The following is a 15542-nucleotide window of genomic DNA, read 5'->3' as shown; positions in this document are numbered from 1 at the left end:
CCGACTTCCGGCCGCGGCCCTCAACCGGCCGCCTTTACTGCGGCTTGCCAAAAGGCCCCGTATTGCCCGCATGCCCCTCGGGGTCGTTCGACTCCCGGACGGGCTGCCCGGGTTCGTAGTTCAGCTGGTTGCCCGGCTCGGATGTCTGGTTGCTGAGCGGATTGCCAGTCTGCATGGTTTGGTTGAGCGTCGCGCCGCCCGGCTCGCCGCTTCCGTCCTTTCCGGCGTCGTTCTTGCCGCCGGTGTTCTCGTTCTTCTTTGCGCTCATCCGCCTGGCTCCCATCCGAGCGCAGCCGGTGCGGCCCGCTCGGCGGTTCAAACGCCCGGGGCGCGTTCCGTTTGCAGGCCGGCGGGGCCTCCGCCCCACCGTCCCGCAAGCGCAACCAGCTTGGTGCCGGCTAGTCCACCCACTCGCCGTTGCGCATCACCGGCGTGGCCTTCCCGGCCTCGTCCAGCCCGTCCACCTCCACCTCCGGCGAGCCGATCATCCAGTCCACATGGATCAGGCTGCGATTGGCCCCGCGCTCCACCAGCTCCTCTTCGGAGAACTCCTGCACGAAGCACTTGCTGTAGGCCTGGCCGAGCGCGATGTGGCTCGCCGCATTCTCGTCGAACAGCGTGTTGAAGAACAGGATGCCGCTCTTCGCGATGGGGTTGGAGCTGGGCACCAGCGCCACTTCGCCCAGCTGCCGCGCGCCCGCATCGGTGGAAATCATCTGCTCCAGCACTGCCTGCCCGCGCGTCGCATGCGCCTCCACGATCGCGCCGGCCTCGAAGCGCACGCGGATGCCGTCGATCAGCGTGCCCTGGTGCGACAGAGGCTTGGTGGCGGAGACATGGCCCTGCGTCCGTGCGCGATGCGGCGTGGTGAACACCTCCTCGGTCGGGATGTTCGGATTGCCATAGACGCCGTTCTTCGCATGGCTCGCCCCGCCCATCCAGGCATGCCCATCCGCGAGGCCCACGATCAGATCCGTGCCCGACCCGCGGAAATGCAGGGAATGGAAGCGCTGCTGGTTCAGCCGGTCCTGCCGCGCCTTGAGGTTGGCATTATGCGCCGCCCAGGCCGCGATGGGATCGGCGGCATCCACGCGGGTGATCGCATATATCGCATCCCACAGCTTCTTCACCGCCGCTTCCGGCGCCGCCTCGGGGAACACCGCCTTCGCCCAGGCCGGATGTGCGAAGGGTACCAGCGTCCAATTGATGAAGCTGTCCGCGATCAGGTCCAGCGCAGGGCGATAGGCCTTGCTCTGCGCCCGGTTCGCCCGCGCCACCTTGCCCGGAGCCTGCTCCGACAACAGCGACGGATCCGCGCCCACGATGGCCAGCCGCGCCGCACCGCCCCGGAAGGCTGCCGCCATTCCCTCATACAGCCAGCCGGCAGAGACATCGAAGCTCTCGTCCCGCGCATGCTGGTAGCGCAGCAGCGCCGAGCGGTCGTCCGAGAACAGCGTCGTCACCAGCGTCGCGCCCGCCTTGTAAGCCTGCTCGGTGATCAGCCGGGCAAGCGGCAGCGCCTCCACCGGCGCCGTCATCACCAGCTCCTGCCCCGGCACAAGCCCGAGCCCGACCTTCACGGCCAGCTCCGCCAGCCGCTCCAGCCGGGCATCGGCGGCACTGTCGGCGGGGGAAATCGAGGCGGGGAAGGGGGCGAGGTCCATGGTCAAATCTCCTGTGCTGCCAAGATCGAAGGCAGGAGACGGATGGGCAAGGGGGGAGGGGCGCCCGATCAGGCCTCCCGCTTCACGTTCAGCGGCAGCGTCATGCCCCGCCGCCAACTGCGGCTGCGGCCGGAAATCGGCATCCAGCCCATAGAGCGTGTCCGAGCACAGTTACCCGCGATTGCGCACCGCATAGGAGGTGGTGGCGAGCGGATCGAGCACCGTCACATCCGCCTGCGGCACGAAGCGCAGCACATGCGCCGCATCTCCTTGCGCGATGGCGGGGGCGCCGCGGAACACCGTCGCGCCGGCGGCGGCGCCGAGAAGCGCGCGGCGTGTGGTCATGGGGACTTCCGTCATGATCGCGGAACGCCCATGCCAAGGACCCCGCGCCGCCCTGTCAAGCACGGGCGGCGCGAGGGGAGGAGCCTCAGCCCTCCAGCGCCGCGTCCAGCGAAATCTCCGCCTTCAACACCTTGGAAACCGGGCAACCGGCCTTCGCCTTGGCCGCCAGTTCCTGGAACCTGGCATCGTCGGCGCCGGGCACCTTGGCCCGCAGCGTCAGATGCACCTTGGTGATTTCGAAGCCTTCGCCCACCTTGTCGAGCGTGACCTCCGCCTTCGTCTCCATCCGCTCCGCCGTCAGCCCGGCCGAGCCGAGGATGTTGGACAGGGCCATGGTGAAGCAGCCGGCATGGGCGGCGCCGATCAGCTCCTCCGGATTCGTCCCCTTCACTCCCTCGAAACGCATGGCGAAGCCATAGGGCCGCGCATCCAGCGCGCCGCTCTCGGTCGAGATCGTGCCGCGCCCGTCCTTCAACCCACCCTGCCAGGTGGCGGAACCGTGCTTCTTCATCGCCTACTCCCAATATCCGCGGGCAGACCGCCCGCCGCGCCATACCCCAAGGCTGGCGGGGCACAGCCGATACCGGAAAGGGCCGAATGGCAACTGGAACCCGCTATGGGGTCGATCTCCGCGCCGCGCTGCCGGCCGATTCCGCCGACCTTGCCATTCTGCTCGGTGGCACGTCCCGGGGGATCGCCACCCGCCTTGATGCCGTTTCGCGCGACCCTGCCGCGGCGGTCCTCGTCGCCACCGGCTGGAACGGCGCCGCCATCGGCGTGATCGCCCTGCACTGGCACCCGACCCTGACCTCCGACCGCCCGCGGGCCCGCATTTCCGCCCTGGCCGTGGCGGAGGAGGAGCGCCGCAACGGCATCGGCCGCCTCCTCATCAAGGCCGGCGCCCAGGCCGCCCGGGCCGCCGGCTGCGACCTGCTGGAGGCCGCACTATCGCATTCGGAAGAGGAAGGGGGCGCCACGGCCTTCCTCCAGGCACTTGGCTTCACCCCGTCCGGCGCCAGCTTCGCCCGCCCCCTCCGCAAACGGGCCGCGGAGGCGCCGTAATTCCGCCTCGCATCGGAGTGCCCCATGGCGCGTTGACCCCCACAACCCACAGGAGAGAACCGATGCGAAACGCTGCCATTCCGGCCGCCGCCGCCCTGCTCCTGGCACTGTCCAACCCGGCTTCGGCCGCGCCGGGCTTCGCCACTGGCAATGTCAATCTTCGCGCCGGCCCCGGCACCAACTACCCGCAGGTCACGGTCGTGCCCGCGGGTGCCCCGGTCGAGATCATCGGCTGCCTGGGGGGCTATAGCTGGTGCGATGTCGGGTTCGGCCAGGTGCGCGGCTGGGTCTCGGCCAACTACCTGCAATACCTTTATGAGAACCGCCGCGTGCCGCTGCCCGAATACGCGCCGCGGGTGGGCCTGCCGGTCGTGACCTTCAGCTTCGGCGACTATTGGGGCAGCCATTACCGCGGCCGCTCCTGGTATGCCGACCGCGACCGTTGGGGCGGCCCGCCACCCCGCGCGGCCTTCCGGGAGCCGCGCCGCGACCCGCGCCCAGGCCATGGCCCGGAATGGCGCGGCGGCCCGCCTGACCGCCAAGCCGATCGGCGCGATGACCGCCACGACAACCGGGGCCCGCCCGGCCAGTGGCAGCGTGGCCCTGATCGCGGGCCCGATCGTGGCCCTGGGGACCGTGGCTTCGGCGACCGGGGTCCGGACCGGGACGATCGCGGCCCTGGCGATCGGGGTGACCGCGGTCGGGATGATCGGGGCAGGGACGATCGCGGCAGGGACGATCGCGGACCCGGCCGGGGTCACGGCCCCGGCTGAGGACGTGGGGAGGGGGCGGCCCGGACCGCCTCCTCAGCGCAGCAGCGGCCCCACCACCAGCACCACGGCGAAGGCGCCGACCGCTGCCGCCCCGATGCGCGGCACCAGCCCGGCCCGCCCGGCGGCACCTGCCGCACGCCCAAGCGCCGCGCCAAGCCCGATCCAGCACAGCGCCACGAGCACCAGCAGCCCGAGGAAGCCGGCCAGGTAGGGCCACCAGCCGGGTGCGCCGAAGGGGATCACCCCCAGGGCGAAGACCAGCGCCTTCGGGTTCAACAGCGTCGTCATGAAGACCTGGCGCGGCGTCACAGGCACCACCGAGAGGTCCACCGCCCCGCGGCGCCACAGCCTCACCGCCAGCCAGGCGAGATAGACCCCCACCGCCAGCCGCAAGCCCAGCGCCACGGCGGGCAGGGAGGCAATGGCCGGCCCCACCGCCAGCCCGATCGCCAGGATCGAGACCAGGTATCCGCCCGCCTCCGCCGGCACCAGCGGCAGGGCGCGGCGGAACCCCGCCGTGCCGCCCGCGGTGGCCAGCAACGTGTTGGTCGGTCCAGGCGTCCCGAGGATCAGCAGCACGGTCAGCGTGAAGAGGACCGGGTCCCGCATGGCGGCTCCAAGGAAGGGGCGGTTGGCGAGGACCCGCCACGCCGGTAGAAGGCCGGCACAGTATCGCCCGCCCACACCCCTGCCCAGCGGAGCCCCCACCATGGCCGCCTACCAGTACATCTACGTGATGAAGGATCTCACCAAGTCCTACCCGGGCGGGCGCGAGGTCTTCAAGGGCATCACCCTGTCCTTCCTGCCCACGGTGAAGATCGGCGTGCTCGGCCCCAACGGCGCCGGCAAGTCGACGCTGATGCGGATCATGGCGGGGCAGGACAAGGAATTCGGCGGCGAGGCCTGGGCGGCCGAGGGTGTGCGCGTGGGCTACCTCTCGCAGGAGCCGCAGCTCGACCCCACCAAGACCGTCGGCGAGAATGTTCGCGATGCTTTCGGCACGCTGATGTCCGATCTCGAGCGCTTCAACGAGATCAGCATGAAGTTCGCCGAGGAGATGTCCGAGGACGAGATGAATACCCTGCTCGCCGAGCAGGCTGATCTGCAGGAGCGGATCGACGCCGCGAATGGCTGGGAGATCGACCGCACCGTCGACATCGCCCTCGACGCCTTGCGCTGCCCGCCCGCGGAAAGCGCCGTGACGCACCTCTCGGGCGGCGAGCGCCGCCGCGTGGCCCTGTGCAAGCTGCTGCTCGAGAAGCCCGACCTGCTGCTGCTCGACGAGCCGACCAACCACCTGGACGCCGAAAGCGTGTCCTGGCTGGAGAAGACGCTGCGCGAATACGAGGGCGCGGTGCTGATCGTCACCCACGACCGCTACTTCCTGGACAACGTGACCAACTGGATCCTCGAAGTCGATCGCGGCCGGGGCATCCCTTATGAGGGCAACTACTCCGCCTACCTCACCGCCAAGCGCAAGCGCCTGAAGCAGGAGGAGAAGGAGGAGAGCACCCGCCAGCGCCAGCTGGCCGAGGAGCAGGAATGGATCGGCCGCTCCCCCGCCGCCCGCCAGTCCAAGAGCAAGGCGCGCATCCAGGCCTATGAGGAGCTTCTGCAGAAGAGCCTCGACAAGGCCCCGGACCCCACCGAGATCCAGATCCCGCCCGCGCCGCGCCTGGGCAACATCGTCATCACCGCCGAGAACATCCGCAAGGGCTTCGGCAACCGGCTGCTGATCGACGACCTGTCCTTCAAGCTGCCGCCCGGCGGCATCGTCGGCGTCATCGGCCCGAACGGCGCCGGCAAGACCACGCTGTTCAAGATGATTACCGGCGTGGACAAGCCGGATGCGGGCACCATGATCGTGGGTGATTCCGTCCAGCTCGGCTATGTCGACCAGAGCCGCGACACGCTGAACGATGCGAACACCGTCTGGAAGGAAATCTCCGACGGGCAGGACCTGATCACCATGGGCAAGCGCCAGGTGCCCAGCCGTGCCTATTGCGCCGCCTTCAACTTCAAGGGCGGCGACCAGCAGAAGCCCGTCGGCGTTCTCTCGGGCGGCGAGCGCAACCGCGTGCATCTCGCGAAGATGCTGAAGAACCCGCACAACGTGCTGCTGCTCGACGAGCCGACCAACGACCTGGACGTGGACACGCTCCGGGCCCTGGAAGAGGCGCTGCAGGACTTCGCGGGCTGCGCGGTCATCATCTCGCATGACCGCTGGTTCCTGGACCGGCTGGCGACCCATATCCTCGCCTTCGAGGGTGACAGCCATGTCGAGTGGTTCGAGGGCAACTACCAGGCCTACGAGGCCGATAAGCGACGCCGCATGGGCGCCGCGGCCGACCAGCCGCACCGGATCAAGTACCGCCCCCTCACGAGGTAGGCGCGCCGTGCAGCCAGCGAGCCGGCTCGTCACCTCCCGCGTCGTCCGCACGCCGCGGCTGACGCTGCTGCCGGTCGGGAAGGAGAACCTTCCCGACCTTATCCCCCTGAAGGCGGATCCAGCCGTCTTCGGGCTGATGCTGCATGGCGTCCGCACGCCCGAGCGCACGCTGGAGGAGCTGGAGGACGACATCGATTTCTGGGCGGTGCGCGGCTACGGCACCTGGTCCGTGCATCGCACCGAGGATGGCGAGTTCCTGGGCATCGCCGGGCTGATGGAGCGCCCGGATGGCCGTGGCGTTGCCCTGCGCTACGCGCTCTGGCCGCATTGCCGCGGCCAGGGCTATGCGCGGGAGGCGGCGAGGGCCGCTCTCGAATTCGGCCACGCCGCCGGCCTCAGGCGCATCATCGCCGTCGCGCGGGAGACCAATGTCTCCTCCTGTGCCGTCATGGCCGATATTGGCATGACCCCGGCCGGTGAGTTCACCAATCTCGGCCACCGTATGCTGGTCTTCGAAAGCCTCCGCTAAGCAACGTTCCCGGCTGCTGGCCTGGCCGCCCTCAGCCATGCCCCTGGTTGCCTGCCGCCCAGCCGCGCCGCATCCTCGCCCGAGCCATCGCCGGGAGTTCTGAGATGCCGACCCTCGCCTCCATCGAAGCCCTCCGCCCCGAGATGCAGGACTGGCGCCGGGACTTCCACGCCCATCCGGAAACCGGATTCCAGGAGATCCGCACATCGGGGATCGTGGCCGAGAAGCTGGAATCCTGGGGAATCGAGGTGCATCGCGGGCTCGGCCAGACCGGGGTCGTCGGCGTCCTGCGCGGCAAGCGCCCGGGCAACCGCAGCATCGGGCTGCGTGCCGACATGGACGCCCTGCCCATGCCGGAGCTGAACAACTTCGCCCATCGCAGCACCAATCCCCACGCCATGCATGCCTGCGGGCATGACGGCCACACCGCCATGCTGCTCGGCGCCGCGAAGCATCTCGCCGCCACGCGCGACTTTCCCGGCACCGTCCACTTCATCTTCCAGCCCGCCGAGGAAGGCCTGACCGGCGCGCTGGAGATGGTGAAGGACGGGCTCTTCACCCGCTTCCCCTGCGATACCGTCTACGGGCTGCACAACCATCCGAGCATGCCGCTCGGCACCATCGCCATCCGCCCCGGCACGGTGCTCGCCGCCGTGGACTATTTCAGCATCCGCCTGCACGGAAGGAGCAGCCACGGCGCCGAGCCGCATAACGGCCTCGATCCGCTGCCCTGCGCCGTCCAGATCTACAACGCGCTGCAAACCCTGATCAGCCGCCGCACCGACCCGCATGACACCGCCGTGCTCAGCATCGGCCAGTTCCATGCCGGCACCTCCGATATCGTGCTGCCGGAGGTGGTGGAGATGCGGGGCACCATCCGTACCCTTCGCCCCGAAACCCATGACCATCTGGCGAAGCTGTTCCGCCAGGTGGTGGAGGGGACCGCCGCCGCCCATGGTGTCCGGCTGGAGCTGGAGCATAACTACTCCTACCCGCCCACCATCAACACGCCGTCCCAGGCCGCCCTCGCTGCCGAAGCCGCCACCGACGTGGTGGGCGCCGCGCGCATCAAGGCCGACCTGCCCTCGCTCACCGCAGGGGAGGACTTCGCCTACATGCTCCAGGAAACGCCGGGGGCCTTCATCCTGCTCGGCCAGGCGGGCGAATCCGAAACCAGCCGCACGCCCGTCCATAACGGCCGCTACGACTTCAATGACGACCTGCTGCCGATCGGGGCAAGCTGCCTGGTGCGCCTCGTGGAACGGGAACTCACCGGCGCCTGAGCCCCGGAGGTCCCCCCAGGCGAATACGGGCCCAGGGTGGCCGGAGCGGCCCCGGCGGAGGTCCGGAGGCAGAGCCTCCCGACGCCGCCCTACCGTCCTTCGCGGGCCGCCAGCTGCGCCACCTGGTTCCGCATCGCGTCCAGCAGCGCCGAGGTCCGCCCGCCGTTCCGGCTGATGACAGCCGAATACTCGCTCCGCGTCGTCAGCCGCAGGGACGTCCCCTCGGCGATCACATCCACCACGCGGGGCTGCCCGCCCACCTCGCCCACGCGCCAGTCCAGCGAGAAGGGGGCGCTGTTGGGCCGCTCGATGACGGTGTTCACCAGCGTGTCGTCCTCGGTCCGCTGCTGGCTGCGGCCGAGGGAGAAGCGTACCCCCTGGTACTCGCCGAAACGGGCCGAGAGGTTGCGGATCAGGATCTCCTCGAAGAGCCGGAGATAGACCGCCTGCTCCTCCGGGGTGGCCTGCCGCCACCAACGGCCGAGGATGAAGCGCCCGACCCCCTCCACGTCCACCGCGTTGCGCAACACCGCCGCCACCCGCTCCCGTCGCTGGGCCACGGGGGCGTTGCTGTTGATGGCGGCCACCAGATCCTGGCCTGTGGACTGGATGAAGGCGGTGGCCCTCGTCGTGTCCACCCCCTGCGCACTGGCGGGGGTGGCCCGCGCCAGAACCAGCGCGGCCCCGGCGGCCAGGAGGGTGCGTCGTTCGATCATCGGCTCAGGAATCTCGTTCTCTATGCGGCGTGCGGCCGGCCGATCGTCCGGCCGGTCACGCCCCAGGTGGTGCGTCGGCATCGCCGCCTCAACGCGTGCTGTGCGCTTCCGTTCCCGCACGCGGTTCAGGGCTGGGCCGTATCGGGAGTCGCGCTGCCAAGTCCGGCGCCCAGCCCGGTTCCCAATCCTTGGGGCGCCGACTCCCTGGCACCCGGCCGGTTCGCGATCTCGTGCGCGCGCCGCTGCCGGTAGGCGCTGCGCAGGGTGGCATAGGGGTCCAGGCTGGTCCGCTGCACGTCGTCCAGCGTGTCCAACAGAGATTCCCGCGTGCTGACCACCGTCGCCCCGGCGCGGATGTATTGCAGCGTCTCCGCCAGGTCCCGGTTGCCGAAGGTCAGCCAGGTGAAGGGATCTGCCGCGATGTCGGCGGCATAGCCCAGCAGGTCCCGCGGGTTGCTCGGCCCCAGGATCGGGATGAACAGGTAGGGCCCTTCCTCCACCCCGGCCACGGCGAACGTCTGGCCGAAATCCTCGCTGTGCTCCGGCAGGCCAAGATCCTCGGCCACGTCGAGGATGCCGCCCACGCCGAGCGTGGTGTTCAGCAGGAACCGGCCCAGGGTGGTACCGAAGCGCTGCGTTTCGCCCTGCAACGCGTCGTTGATCAGGATCACCGGGCTGCGCAGGTTGCTCAGCGCATTCGCCACGCCCGTCCGCACCGGGCCGGGCACCACCGCGCGATACCCCACGGCCACGGGGCGCAGCACCACCGTGTCGATCGCCTGGTGCACGTCGTACATCGCGCGGTTCCAGGGTTCGATCGGGTCGTTGGTGGCGCGGAACTCCTCCAGCGCCTCCGGATCATCGGCCGGCGGGCGGGTGGCACAGCCCGTCAGAGCCCCGCCGAGAAGGGCAAGGGCGAGGAGGGTGGCCGGCAGGCAGCGGGCAATCGGGCGGAAGGGGCGCATGGCTCCGGGAATCCAGGGTCGTCAAGCTGTTAGCATCTGCGGCATGATACGGGAAACAAGGGCGGCACAGCCGGGAAAGCCCCCCGGTCCCTGGACGGCCCGGTACCGCGGGCTCCGGTCCGCCACATCCTGGTATCGACGCGACCCCAACCTGCATTAAGAAGCGCGCCATGAACGAGATGTCGCCTCCCGCCAAGACGCTCCAGAACTGGCTGGCCGGCCCCCGCGTCGGCGCGCTGCCGTCGCTGACGGCCATGCCAGCGCCGCTGCTGTCCTTCGAGTTCTTCCCGCCGCGCACCGATGCGCTGGAGACCCAGCTCTGGTCCTGCATCCAGCGGCTGGAGCCGCTGCGGCCGCGATTCGTCTCGGTCACCTATGGGGCCGGCGGCACCACCCAGGCCCGCACCCACGCCACCGTCACCCGCATCCTGCGCGAGACCTCCCTGACCCCCGCCGCGCATCTCACCTGCGTCGGCGCCACGAAGGAGGAGGTGGACGAGGTCGCCCGGTCCTACTGGGATGCCGGCGTCCGCCACATCGTCGCGCTGCGGGGTGACCAACCGGCCGGCCAGACCAGCTACGTTCCGCATCCCGGCGGCTACGCCTATGCCGCCGACCTGGTGGCCGGGCTGAAGCGCATCGGCAACTTCGAGATCTCGGTCGCCGCCTATCCCGAGGTCCACCCGACCGCCACCTCGCCCGAGGCCGATCTGGACAACCTCAAGCGCAAGATCGATGCGGGCGCCACCCGCGCCATCACCCAGTACTTCTTCGATGCCCCGACCTTCCTCCGCTTCATCGACCGCGCCCATGCGGCCGGCATCACCGTGCCGATCGTGCCTGGCATCCTGCCGGTGACGAACTTCGCGCAGGTGGCCAAGTTCTCAGCCATGTGCGGCGCGGGCGTGCCGGACTGGATGGCCAAGCTCTTCGAGGGGCTGGAGGAGGACGCCGAGACCCGGCGCATGGTGGCCGCGGTGGTTGCTGCCGAGCAGGTCCGCCTGCTCCAGGCCAATGGGGTGGACGAGTTCCACTTCTACACACTGAACCGCCCGGACCTGACCTATGCCATCGCCCATATCCTGGGGGCGCGCCCCCGGGCCTGACGCTCGGGGTCAGCGCTGCGGGACTCAGCGCTGCCGTGGAAACACGGCGCGCAGCCGCCCGTCCCGCAGCCACAACCCGCCCCAGGCGATCACCCCGATATAAAAACCGAAGAGCAGGTGGCTGAAGAGCGGGCTGCCCGCGCGCAGATGTGTGGCCATCGTTCCGCCCAGCAGCCCAGTCAGCAGCACCGCCCCCAGCACCGAGGTCGCCGGCACCGCATAGAGCACCGCGATCCCCAGGATCAGCAGCCCCAGCCCGACGCCGAGTCCCGGCGGATAGCCAAGCTGCGCCATGGCCGCCTCGACCTCGGGCCTTCCGATGACCTTCATCGTGCCATCGAGCAGCAGGAACAGGATCACGAGCGCGCTCAGCACGCGCCCGACCCACAGGCCGGCTGTGGAGGGCGGAGAGGTACCGGTCTGCATCGTCATCTCCATCGAAGGACACACGATTTGCCGCCGCCATTCTGTCCCGGCGGCAGCCCAAGGTCAGCCCGCAGGGCACTCCGCGGCCGCGATTCCCTCAGCCGCCAGCCGGCGGGCATGGTCCCGCACATCGGCGGGCCATCCCTCGGTCAACGCGGCGAAGCGCGCTCCGTCTCCGGCATAGAGGGCGCGGGAGGCCTCCTCATAGCCCGGCTCGTTCCCGGCCATGGCGCCCATAAAGCGGTCTGCCGCCTCCCGAGCCTGCCGCGCCCGGTCGGTGCCTGCGGCCCGCGCCGCCTCCACCAGCTTACGCAGCACCACGGAGGCGCCGCCCGGCTGGGCCGCCAGCCAGTCCCAATGACGCGGCAGCAGCGTCACCTCCCGCGCCACCACTCCCAGCCTGGGCCGCCCCGGCCCGCGGGGCGCTGCGGCCGGCGGCGCCAGCCGCGCCAGCACCTCCGCTTCGGAGCCACGTAGGTCAAAATCCATCATCCGCCCCGTCCGGTCATCGAAGACCAGCACCGGGCCGGATCCTTCCGGAAGCGCCCGGATTGCCAGAGCCACAGATCCCGGCTCGCCGGAGGCAAGGCGGCGCGTGCCGAGGAAGGCGGTGCAGGAGGGTCCCGGTTCTGTCATGGCAAGTTCTCCGTCTTGCCAGTTTATGCCCGGGCAAAATTCTGTCGTCAATATAACCCGGGTAAAACGCAATTTGCCGCCTTGGCTGCCCGGACTGTCCTCCTTCACTGCCGGCGCCACGCCGCGTTCAGCGCAGGACACCCTGGTGGAGCGAACCCATGGCCCATCCAAGTACCAGGCCGTGCTCTGGGGCCCGCTCAGCGGCAGTGCCCTTGGTGCTTGGGGCGGTGCTTGCCTGATTTGCGGACCTCCCGGGACGCCTCATCGCGACCATCACCGCATTGGCGGCGGCGTGCTCGTCTCGGTGCTTTCCTTCGACCTGCTGGACGAGGCCCAGCGACGTGGCGGCTTCCTCGCCGCCTTCATGCTGACGAAATGGGGCGGCTAACCCGGTTCAGCTCTCCACCCGCATCCGCCGGTAGACCGGTCGCAGCAGAAAGGGGGAGAGGAACAGCGGGAACTGGCACAGGGCGAAGAACAGCAGCAGGCGCGAATCCGTCGCTGCGGGCAGCACGGCGAAATACAGCGCCATGTTCCGGTTCCCGGAGAGCAGCCCCGCCGAAAGCGCCACCCGCTTTCCGGCCGGGGCGAAGGCCAGCGCCGTCACCGCATTCAGCCCGAAGGCGCCAGCAAAGGCCAGGGCCACGCCGCCCAGCACGAAGCCCGGCGCCGCCAGGAGCCGCGCCAGCACGCCGTCCATGATCCCGAAGCCGTAAAGCACCACGAGCAGCACCACGGCTCCGTCCACCGCCCGCCCCCAGTGGTCCAGCACCTCCCGCCGCACGATCCGGCGAATGACGACGGAGAGCAGCAGCGGCAGGCCGACCAGCAGCACCAGCCGCCCCATTAGCGCCGGCAGGGAAATGGACAGGTCGATCCCCAGCAGGCCCAGGGCGAGGGGAGGGGCGGTGAAGGGCACCAGCAGGGTCGAGAGCACTGCCACCACCAGCGACACCTCCCCGTCGAGTCCCACCAGCCGGGCGAAGGCCGGGGAGGAGGTGGCTGCGCAGCCCGTGGCCATGATCACCAGCCCCGCGCCCAGCGGGCCATCCAGCCCGGTCAGCCGCACCACCCCATAGGCGAGGAGCGGGCAGGCCAGCAGCAGCCATCCCAGCAACGCCGCCACCAGCGCCGGCCGCCGCAGATAGGACACCACCTGGGCCGGATCGACCCGCAGCAGCACCAGGGTCATCAGAAGGGCCACCACCGGTGTCACCACGCCATGCAGCGCGGCGGCCACAGGCGGAGTTAGCAGCCCCGCGAAGATCCCGACGGCGAGCAGCACGCCTCCATGCCGGGCGGACCATTCAAGGGCGAGGCGAAGCGGCAAGCGGCGGAACCCCCTCCCGTGCCGAATGCTTGGCGCGGGTTCGCGTCCCGTTCTATAGCCGCCCCCGTGTTCCCACCAGTCCAGCCCCCCTCCGAAGACCCCCGCGCCGTGGCGGTCCCGTCAACCGACTACCTCGCCAAGCTCAACCCTGAGCAGCGCGAGGCGGTGGAAACCGTGGACGGGCCGCTGCTGGTCCTTGCCGGCGCCGGCACCGGCAAGACCCGGGTGCTGACCACCCGCTTCGCCCATATCCTGATGACCCGCCGGGCCTTCCCCAGCCAGGTCCTGGCCGTCACCTTCACCAACAAGGCGGCCAAGGAGATGCGGGAGCGCGTCTCCGCCATCCTCGGCCGCCCCGCCGAAGGGCTGTGGCTCGGCACCTTCCACGCCCTCTGCGCGCGGATGCTGCGCCGCCATGCCGAATATGTCGGCCTGACGAACTCCTTCACCATCCTCGACACCGACGACCAGATGCGCCTGCTGAAGCAGGTGATGGACGCCGCCGCGGTCGACATGAAGCGCTGGCCCGCCCAGGGGCTGATGGCCGTGATCCAGCGCTGGAAGGACCGCGGCCTCACCCCCGCGCGGGTCACCCCCGTCGAGGACAGCGACTATGCCGGCAACCGCGCCCGCGACCTGTATGACAGCTACCAGTCCCGTCTGAAGGCGCTGAACGCCGCCGATTTCGGCGACCTGCTGCTGCACGTGACGGAGATCCTGCGCACCCAGCCCGACGTGCTGGCGCAGTACCACCGTGCCTTCCGCTACATCCTGGTGGACGAGTACCAGGACACCAACACGGTGCAGTATCTGTGGCTCCGCCTCCTTGCGCAGTCGCACCACAACATCTGCTGCGTCGGCGATGACGACCAGTCGATCTATTCCTGGCGTGGCGCGGAGGTGGAGAACATCCTCCGCTTCGAGAAGGACTTCCCCGGCGCCAGGATCGTGCGCCTGGAGTCCAACTATCGCTCCACTCGTCCCATCCTTGCCGCCGCCTCGCATCTGATCGCGAAGAATGAAGGCCGCCTCGGCAAGACATTACGCTCCGGCCGCAACGACTCCGAGGGCGAGAAGGTGCGCGTCGTGTCGCTCTGGGACTCCGAGGAGGAGGCCCGCATGGTCGGCGAGCGCATCGAGCAGGCGCAGCGCAAGGGCGTCTCCCTTGGCGAAATGGCCATACTCGTCCGCGCCGGCTTCCAGACCCGCGCCTTCGAGGAGCGGCTGATCACGCTGGGCCTGCCCTATCGCGTCGTTGGTGGCCAGAAGTTCTACGAGCGCGCCGAAGTGCGCGACGCCATGGCGTATATGCGCGTTCTGCACCAACCGAGCGATGACCTCGCCTTCGAGCGCATCGTGAACACGCCCAAGCGCGGCATTGGCGACGGTGCCCTGCAGCAGATGCATCTCGGCGCGCGGGAGCAGGGCATTCCCCTCGCCATCGCCGCCGAACGCCTCGCCCGCACCGAGGTGATGCGCGCCAAGCCCCGTGCCGCCATGCGCGAGCTGTTCGACGGCCTCTCCCGCTGGCGCGCGCTGATGCAGAAGGAAGGGCATGTCGTCGCTGTCGCGACCATGCTCGACGAGTCCGGCTACACGGAGATGTGGAAGCAGGACAAGTCCGCCGAGGCTCCGGGCCGGCTGGAGAACCTGAAGGAACTCGTCCGCGCCATCGGTGAGTTCGCGACGCTTGAGGGCTTCCTCGAGCATGTCGCCCTCGTCATGGAGAATGACGAGAATTCCGAGGGCGCCCGCGTCTCGCTGATGACGCTGCACGCGGCCAAGGGGCTGGAATTCGACCTCGTCTTCCTCCCCGGCTGGGAGGAAGGACTGTTCCCCCACCAGCGCGCGCTCGACGAAGGCGGCACCAAGTCGCTCGAGGAGGAGCGCCGCCTCGCCTATGTCGGCATCACCCGTGCCCGAAAGATGGCGGTGATCTCCCATGCCGCAAACCGCCGCGTTTATGGCAACTGGTCCACGGCCATCCCCTCCCGCTTCCTAGACGAGCTGCCGCCCGACCAGATCGAGCGCGAGGGCAGCGGCGCCGTGCAACGCGCCCGCATGCTGGACAAGCCCACCGTCTTCACCGGCCAGTTCCCGATTACCTCGCAGCGGCCCCGCGTCATCGAGGCGGGCTCATGGGAGGTGAAGGAACGCCCAGCCCGCACCAATACGATGCAAGTGGGACAACGCGTCTTCCACGAGAAATTCGGCTATGGCCGCGTCCTCTCGGTCGATGACAACCGCGTGGAGGTCGCATTCGAGAAGGCCGGCACCAAGCGCGTGATCGACACCTTCCTGAAAGAAGCTTGATGCCA

The 15542-nt window shown here is 69.5% G+C and carries 18 protein-coding genes; 8 read left to right on the top strand and 10 right to left on the bottom strand.

Annotated features, from left to right (window positions below):
- Window positions 1-34: 34 nt before the first annotated feature.
- The 4 genes from GSE44_RS04260 to GSE44_RS04245 form a co-directional block, all read right to left on the bottom strand.
- Window positions 35-268 carry a hypothetical protein gene (locus GSE44_RS04260; RefSeq protein ID WP_159347547.1) on the bottom strand — a complete coding sequence of 78 codons (234 nt, stop codon included), beginning with the start codon at window positions 266-268 and terminating at the stop codon, window positions 35-37.
- 130 nt (window positions 269-398) lie between these two features.
- Complete coding sequence (locus GSE44_RS04255; RefSeq protein ID WP_159347598.1) at window positions 399-1664, bottom strand: aminopeptidase; 1266 nt, start codon at window positions 1662-1664, stop codon at window positions 399-401.
- 171 nt (window positions 1665-1835) lie between these two features.
- The gene (locus GSE44_RS04250) at window positions 1836-2009 is read right to left on the bottom strand and encodes a hypothetical protein (protein WP_235924549.1); all 174 of its coding nucleotides are present in this window, start codon (window positions 2007-2009) and stop codon (window positions 1836-1838) included.
- 85 nt (window positions 2010-2094) lie between these two features.
- A complete protein-coding gene (locus GSE44_RS04245) occupies window positions 2095-2520 on the bottom strand; it encodes an OsmC family protein (RefSeq protein WP_159347546.1) in 426 nt (141 codons plus the stop codon).
- A gap of 86 nt (window positions 2521-2606) precedes the next feature.
- Between GSE44_RS04245 and GSE44_RS04240 the strand changes: the two genes are divergently transcribed.
- Both GSE44_RS04240 and GSE44_RS04235 read left to right on the top strand, forming a co-directional pair.
- Complete coding sequence (locus tag GSE44_RS04240) at window positions 2607-3071, top strand: GNAT family N-acetyltransferase (protein WP_159347545.1); 465 nt, start codon at window positions 2607-2609, stop codon at window positions 3069-3071.
- Between the two features lie 62 nt (window positions 3072-3133).
- Window positions 3134-3844 (top strand): SH3 domain-containing protein, encoded by a 711-nt coding sequence (locus GSE44_RS04235; protein WP_159347544.1) that lies wholly within the window; start codon window positions 3134-3136, stop codon window positions 3842-3844.
- Window positions 3845-3877: 33 nt separating this feature from the next.
- On the opposite strand, the gene GSE44_RS04230 is transcribed toward GSE44_RS04235, so the two are convergent.
- The gene (locus GSE44_RS04230; RefSeq protein WP_159347543.1) at window positions 3878-4453 is read right to left on the bottom strand and encodes a LysE family translocator; all 576 of its coding nucleotides are present in this window, start codon (window positions 4451-4453) and stop codon (window positions 3878-3880) included.
- A 100-nt stretch (window positions 4454-4553) separates the two neighbouring features.
- Between GSE44_RS04230 and ettA the strand changes: the two genes are divergently transcribed.
- From ettA to GSE44_RS04215, 3 genes are all read left to right on the top strand, one after another.
- Window positions 4554-6233 carry an energy-dependent translational throttle protein EttA gene (ettA, locus tag GSE44_RS04225; protein ID WP_159347542.1) on the top strand — a complete coding sequence of 560 codons (1680 nt, stop codon included), beginning with the start codon at window positions 4554-4556 and terminating at the stop codon, window positions 6231-6233.
- Window positions 6234-6240: 7 nt separating this feature from the next.
- A complete protein-coding gene (locus GSE44_RS04220; protein WP_235924548.1) occupies window positions 6241-6762 on the top strand; it encodes a GNAT family N-acetyltransferase in 522 nt (173 codons plus the stop codon).
- A gap of 104 nt (window positions 6763-6866) precedes the next feature.
- Complete coding sequence (locus GSE44_RS04215) at window positions 6867-8045, top strand: M20 aminoacylase family protein (RefSeq protein WP_159347540.1); 1179 nt, start codon at window positions 6867-6869, stop codon at window positions 8043-8045.
- An 89-nt stretch (window positions 8046-8134) separates the two neighbouring features.
- Here GSE44_RS04215 and GSE44_RS04210 read toward each other — a convergent pair whose 3' ends face one another.
- Together GSE44_RS04210 and GSE44_RS04205 are read right to left on the bottom strand one after the other, a co-directional pair.
- Window positions 8135-8842 (bottom strand): MlaC/ttg2D family ABC transporter substrate-binding protein, encoded by a 708-nt coding sequence (locus GSE44_RS04210; protein ID WP_235924547.1) that lies wholly within the window; start codon window positions 8840-8842, stop codon window positions 8135-8137.
- A gap of 44 nt (window positions 8843-8886) precedes the next feature.
- Window positions 8887-9726: an MlaA family lipoprotein gene (locus tag GSE44_RS04205; RefSeq protein ID WP_159347539.1), complete on the bottom strand. Its 840-nt coding sequence runs from the start codon at window positions 9724-9726 to the stop codon at window positions 8887-8889.
- 179 nt (window positions 9727-9905) lie between these two features.
- On the opposite strand from GSE44_RS04205, the gene metF reads away from it, so the two are divergent.
- Window positions 9906-10832, top strand: a complete 927-nt coding sequence (metF, locus tag GSE44_RS04200; RefSeq protein WP_408015088.1) for a methylenetetrahydrofolate reductase [NAD(P)H] — start codon at window positions 9906-9908, stop codon at window positions 10830-10832.
- 24 nt (window positions 10833-10856) lie between these two features.
- Here the strand turns inward: metF and GSE44_RS04195 are convergent, their stop codons facing one another.
- Complete coding sequence (locus GSE44_RS04195; protein ID WP_201305921.1) at window positions 10857-11258, bottom strand: DoxX family protein; 402 nt, start codon at window positions 11256-11258, stop codon at window positions 10857-10859.
- A 63-nt stretch (window positions 11259-11321) separates the two neighbouring features.
- Window positions 11322-11894: a DUF2239 family protein gene (locus GSE44_RS04190; RefSeq protein WP_159347536.1), complete on the bottom strand. Its 573-nt coding sequence runs from the start codon at window positions 11892-11894 to the stop codon at window positions 11322-11324.
- 145 nt (window positions 11895-12039) lie between these two features.
- Between GSE44_RS04190 and GSE44_RS04185 the strand changes: the two genes are divergently transcribed.
- The gene (locus GSE44_RS04185) at window positions 12040-12282 is read left to right on the top strand and encodes a hypothetical protein (RefSeq protein WP_159347535.1); all 243 of its coding nucleotides are present in this window, start codon (window positions 12040-12042) and stop codon (window positions 12280-12282) included.
- Between the two features lie 6 nt (window positions 12283-12288).
- Here the strand turns inward: GSE44_RS04185 and GSE44_RS04180 are convergent, their stop codons facing one another.
- The gene (locus tag GSE44_RS04180) at window positions 12289-13224 is read right to left on the bottom strand and encodes a hypothetical protein (protein WP_201305930.1); all 936 of its coding nucleotides are present in this window, start codon (window positions 13222-13224) and stop codon (window positions 12289-12291) included.
- 108 nt (window positions 13225-13332) lie between these two features.
- Here GSE44_RS04180 and GSE44_RS04175 point away from each other — a divergent pair, with 108 nt between their 5' ends.
- Entirely contained in the window at window positions 13333-15537 is a 2205-nt protein-coding gene (locus GSE44_RS04175) for an ATP-dependent helicase (protein ID WP_235924546.1), read from the top strand.
- The last annotated feature ends 5 nt before the right edge of the window (window positions 15538-15542 follow it).

The sequence above is a fragment of the Muricoccus harenae genome (assembly GCF_009848505.1).
In the GTDB taxonomy this organism is placed as follows: domain Bacteria; phylum Pseudomonadota; class Alphaproteobacteria; order Acetobacterales; family Acetobacteraceae; genus Roseomonas; species Roseomonas harenae.
The sequence above is the reverse complement of the archived record's forward strand: the minus strand, read 5'-3'. Positions and strand labels throughout refer to the sequence as shown.

Bases quoted from the DNA above. Each gene is read 5' to 3' on its own strand.
- GSE44_RS04230 (WP_159347543.1), bottom strand. From the start codon at position 4,453: ATGCGGGACCCGGTCCTCTTCACGCTGACCGTGCTGCTGATCCTCGGG.
- ettA (WP_159347542.1), top strand. From the start codon at position 4,554: ATGGCCGCCTACCAGTACATCTACGTGATGAAGGATCTCACCAAGTCC.
- GSE44_RS04215 (WP_159347540.1), top strand. From the start codon at position 6,867: ATGCCGACCCTCGCCTCCATCGAAGCCCTCCGCCCCGAGATGCAGGAC.
- GSE44_RS04235 (WP_159347544.1), top strand. From the start codon at position 3,134: ATGCGAAACGCTGCCATTCCGGCCGCCGCCGCCCTGCTCCTGGCACTG.
- metF (WP_408015088.1), top strand. From the start codon at position 9,906: ATGTCGCCTCCCGCCAAGACGCTCCAGAACTGGCTGGCCGGCCCCCGC.
- GSE44_RS04255 (WP_159347598.1), bottom strand. From the start codon at position 1,664: ATGGACCTCGCCCCCTTCCCCGCCTCGATTTCCCCCGCCGACAGTGCC.
- GSE44_RS04250 (WP_235924549.1), bottom strand. From the start codon at position 2,009: ATGACCACACGCCGCGCGCTTCTCGGCGCCGCCGCCGGCGCGACGGTG.
- GSE44_RS04195 (WP_201305921.1), bottom strand. From the start codon at position 11,258: ATGCAGACCGGTACCTCTCCGCCCTCCACAGCCGGCCTGTGGGTCGGG.
- GSE44_RS04245 (WP_159347546.1), bottom strand. From the start codon at position 2,520: ATGAAGAAGCACGGTTCCGCCACCTGGCAGGGTGGGTTGAAGGACGGG.
- GSE44_RS04205 (WP_159347539.1), bottom strand. From the start codon at position 9,726: ATGCGCCCCTTCCGCCCGATTGCCCGCTGCCTGCCGGCCACCCTCCTC.
- GSE44_RS04190 (WP_159347536.1), bottom strand. From the start codon at position 11,894: ATGACAGAACCGGGACCCTCCTGCACCGCCTTCCTCGGCACGCGCCGC.
- GSE44_RS04240 (WP_159347545.1), top strand. From the start codon at position 2,607: ATGGCAACTGGAACCCGCTATGGGGTCGATCTCCGCGCCGCGCTGCCG.
- GSE44_RS04210 (WP_235924547.1), bottom strand. From the start codon at position 8,842: ATGCCGACGCACCACCTGGGGCGTGACCGGCCGGACGATCGGCCGGCC.
- GSE44_RS04260 (WP_159347547.1), bottom strand. From the start codon at position 268: ATGAGCGCAAAGAAGAACGAGAACACCGGCGGCAAGAACGACGCCGGA.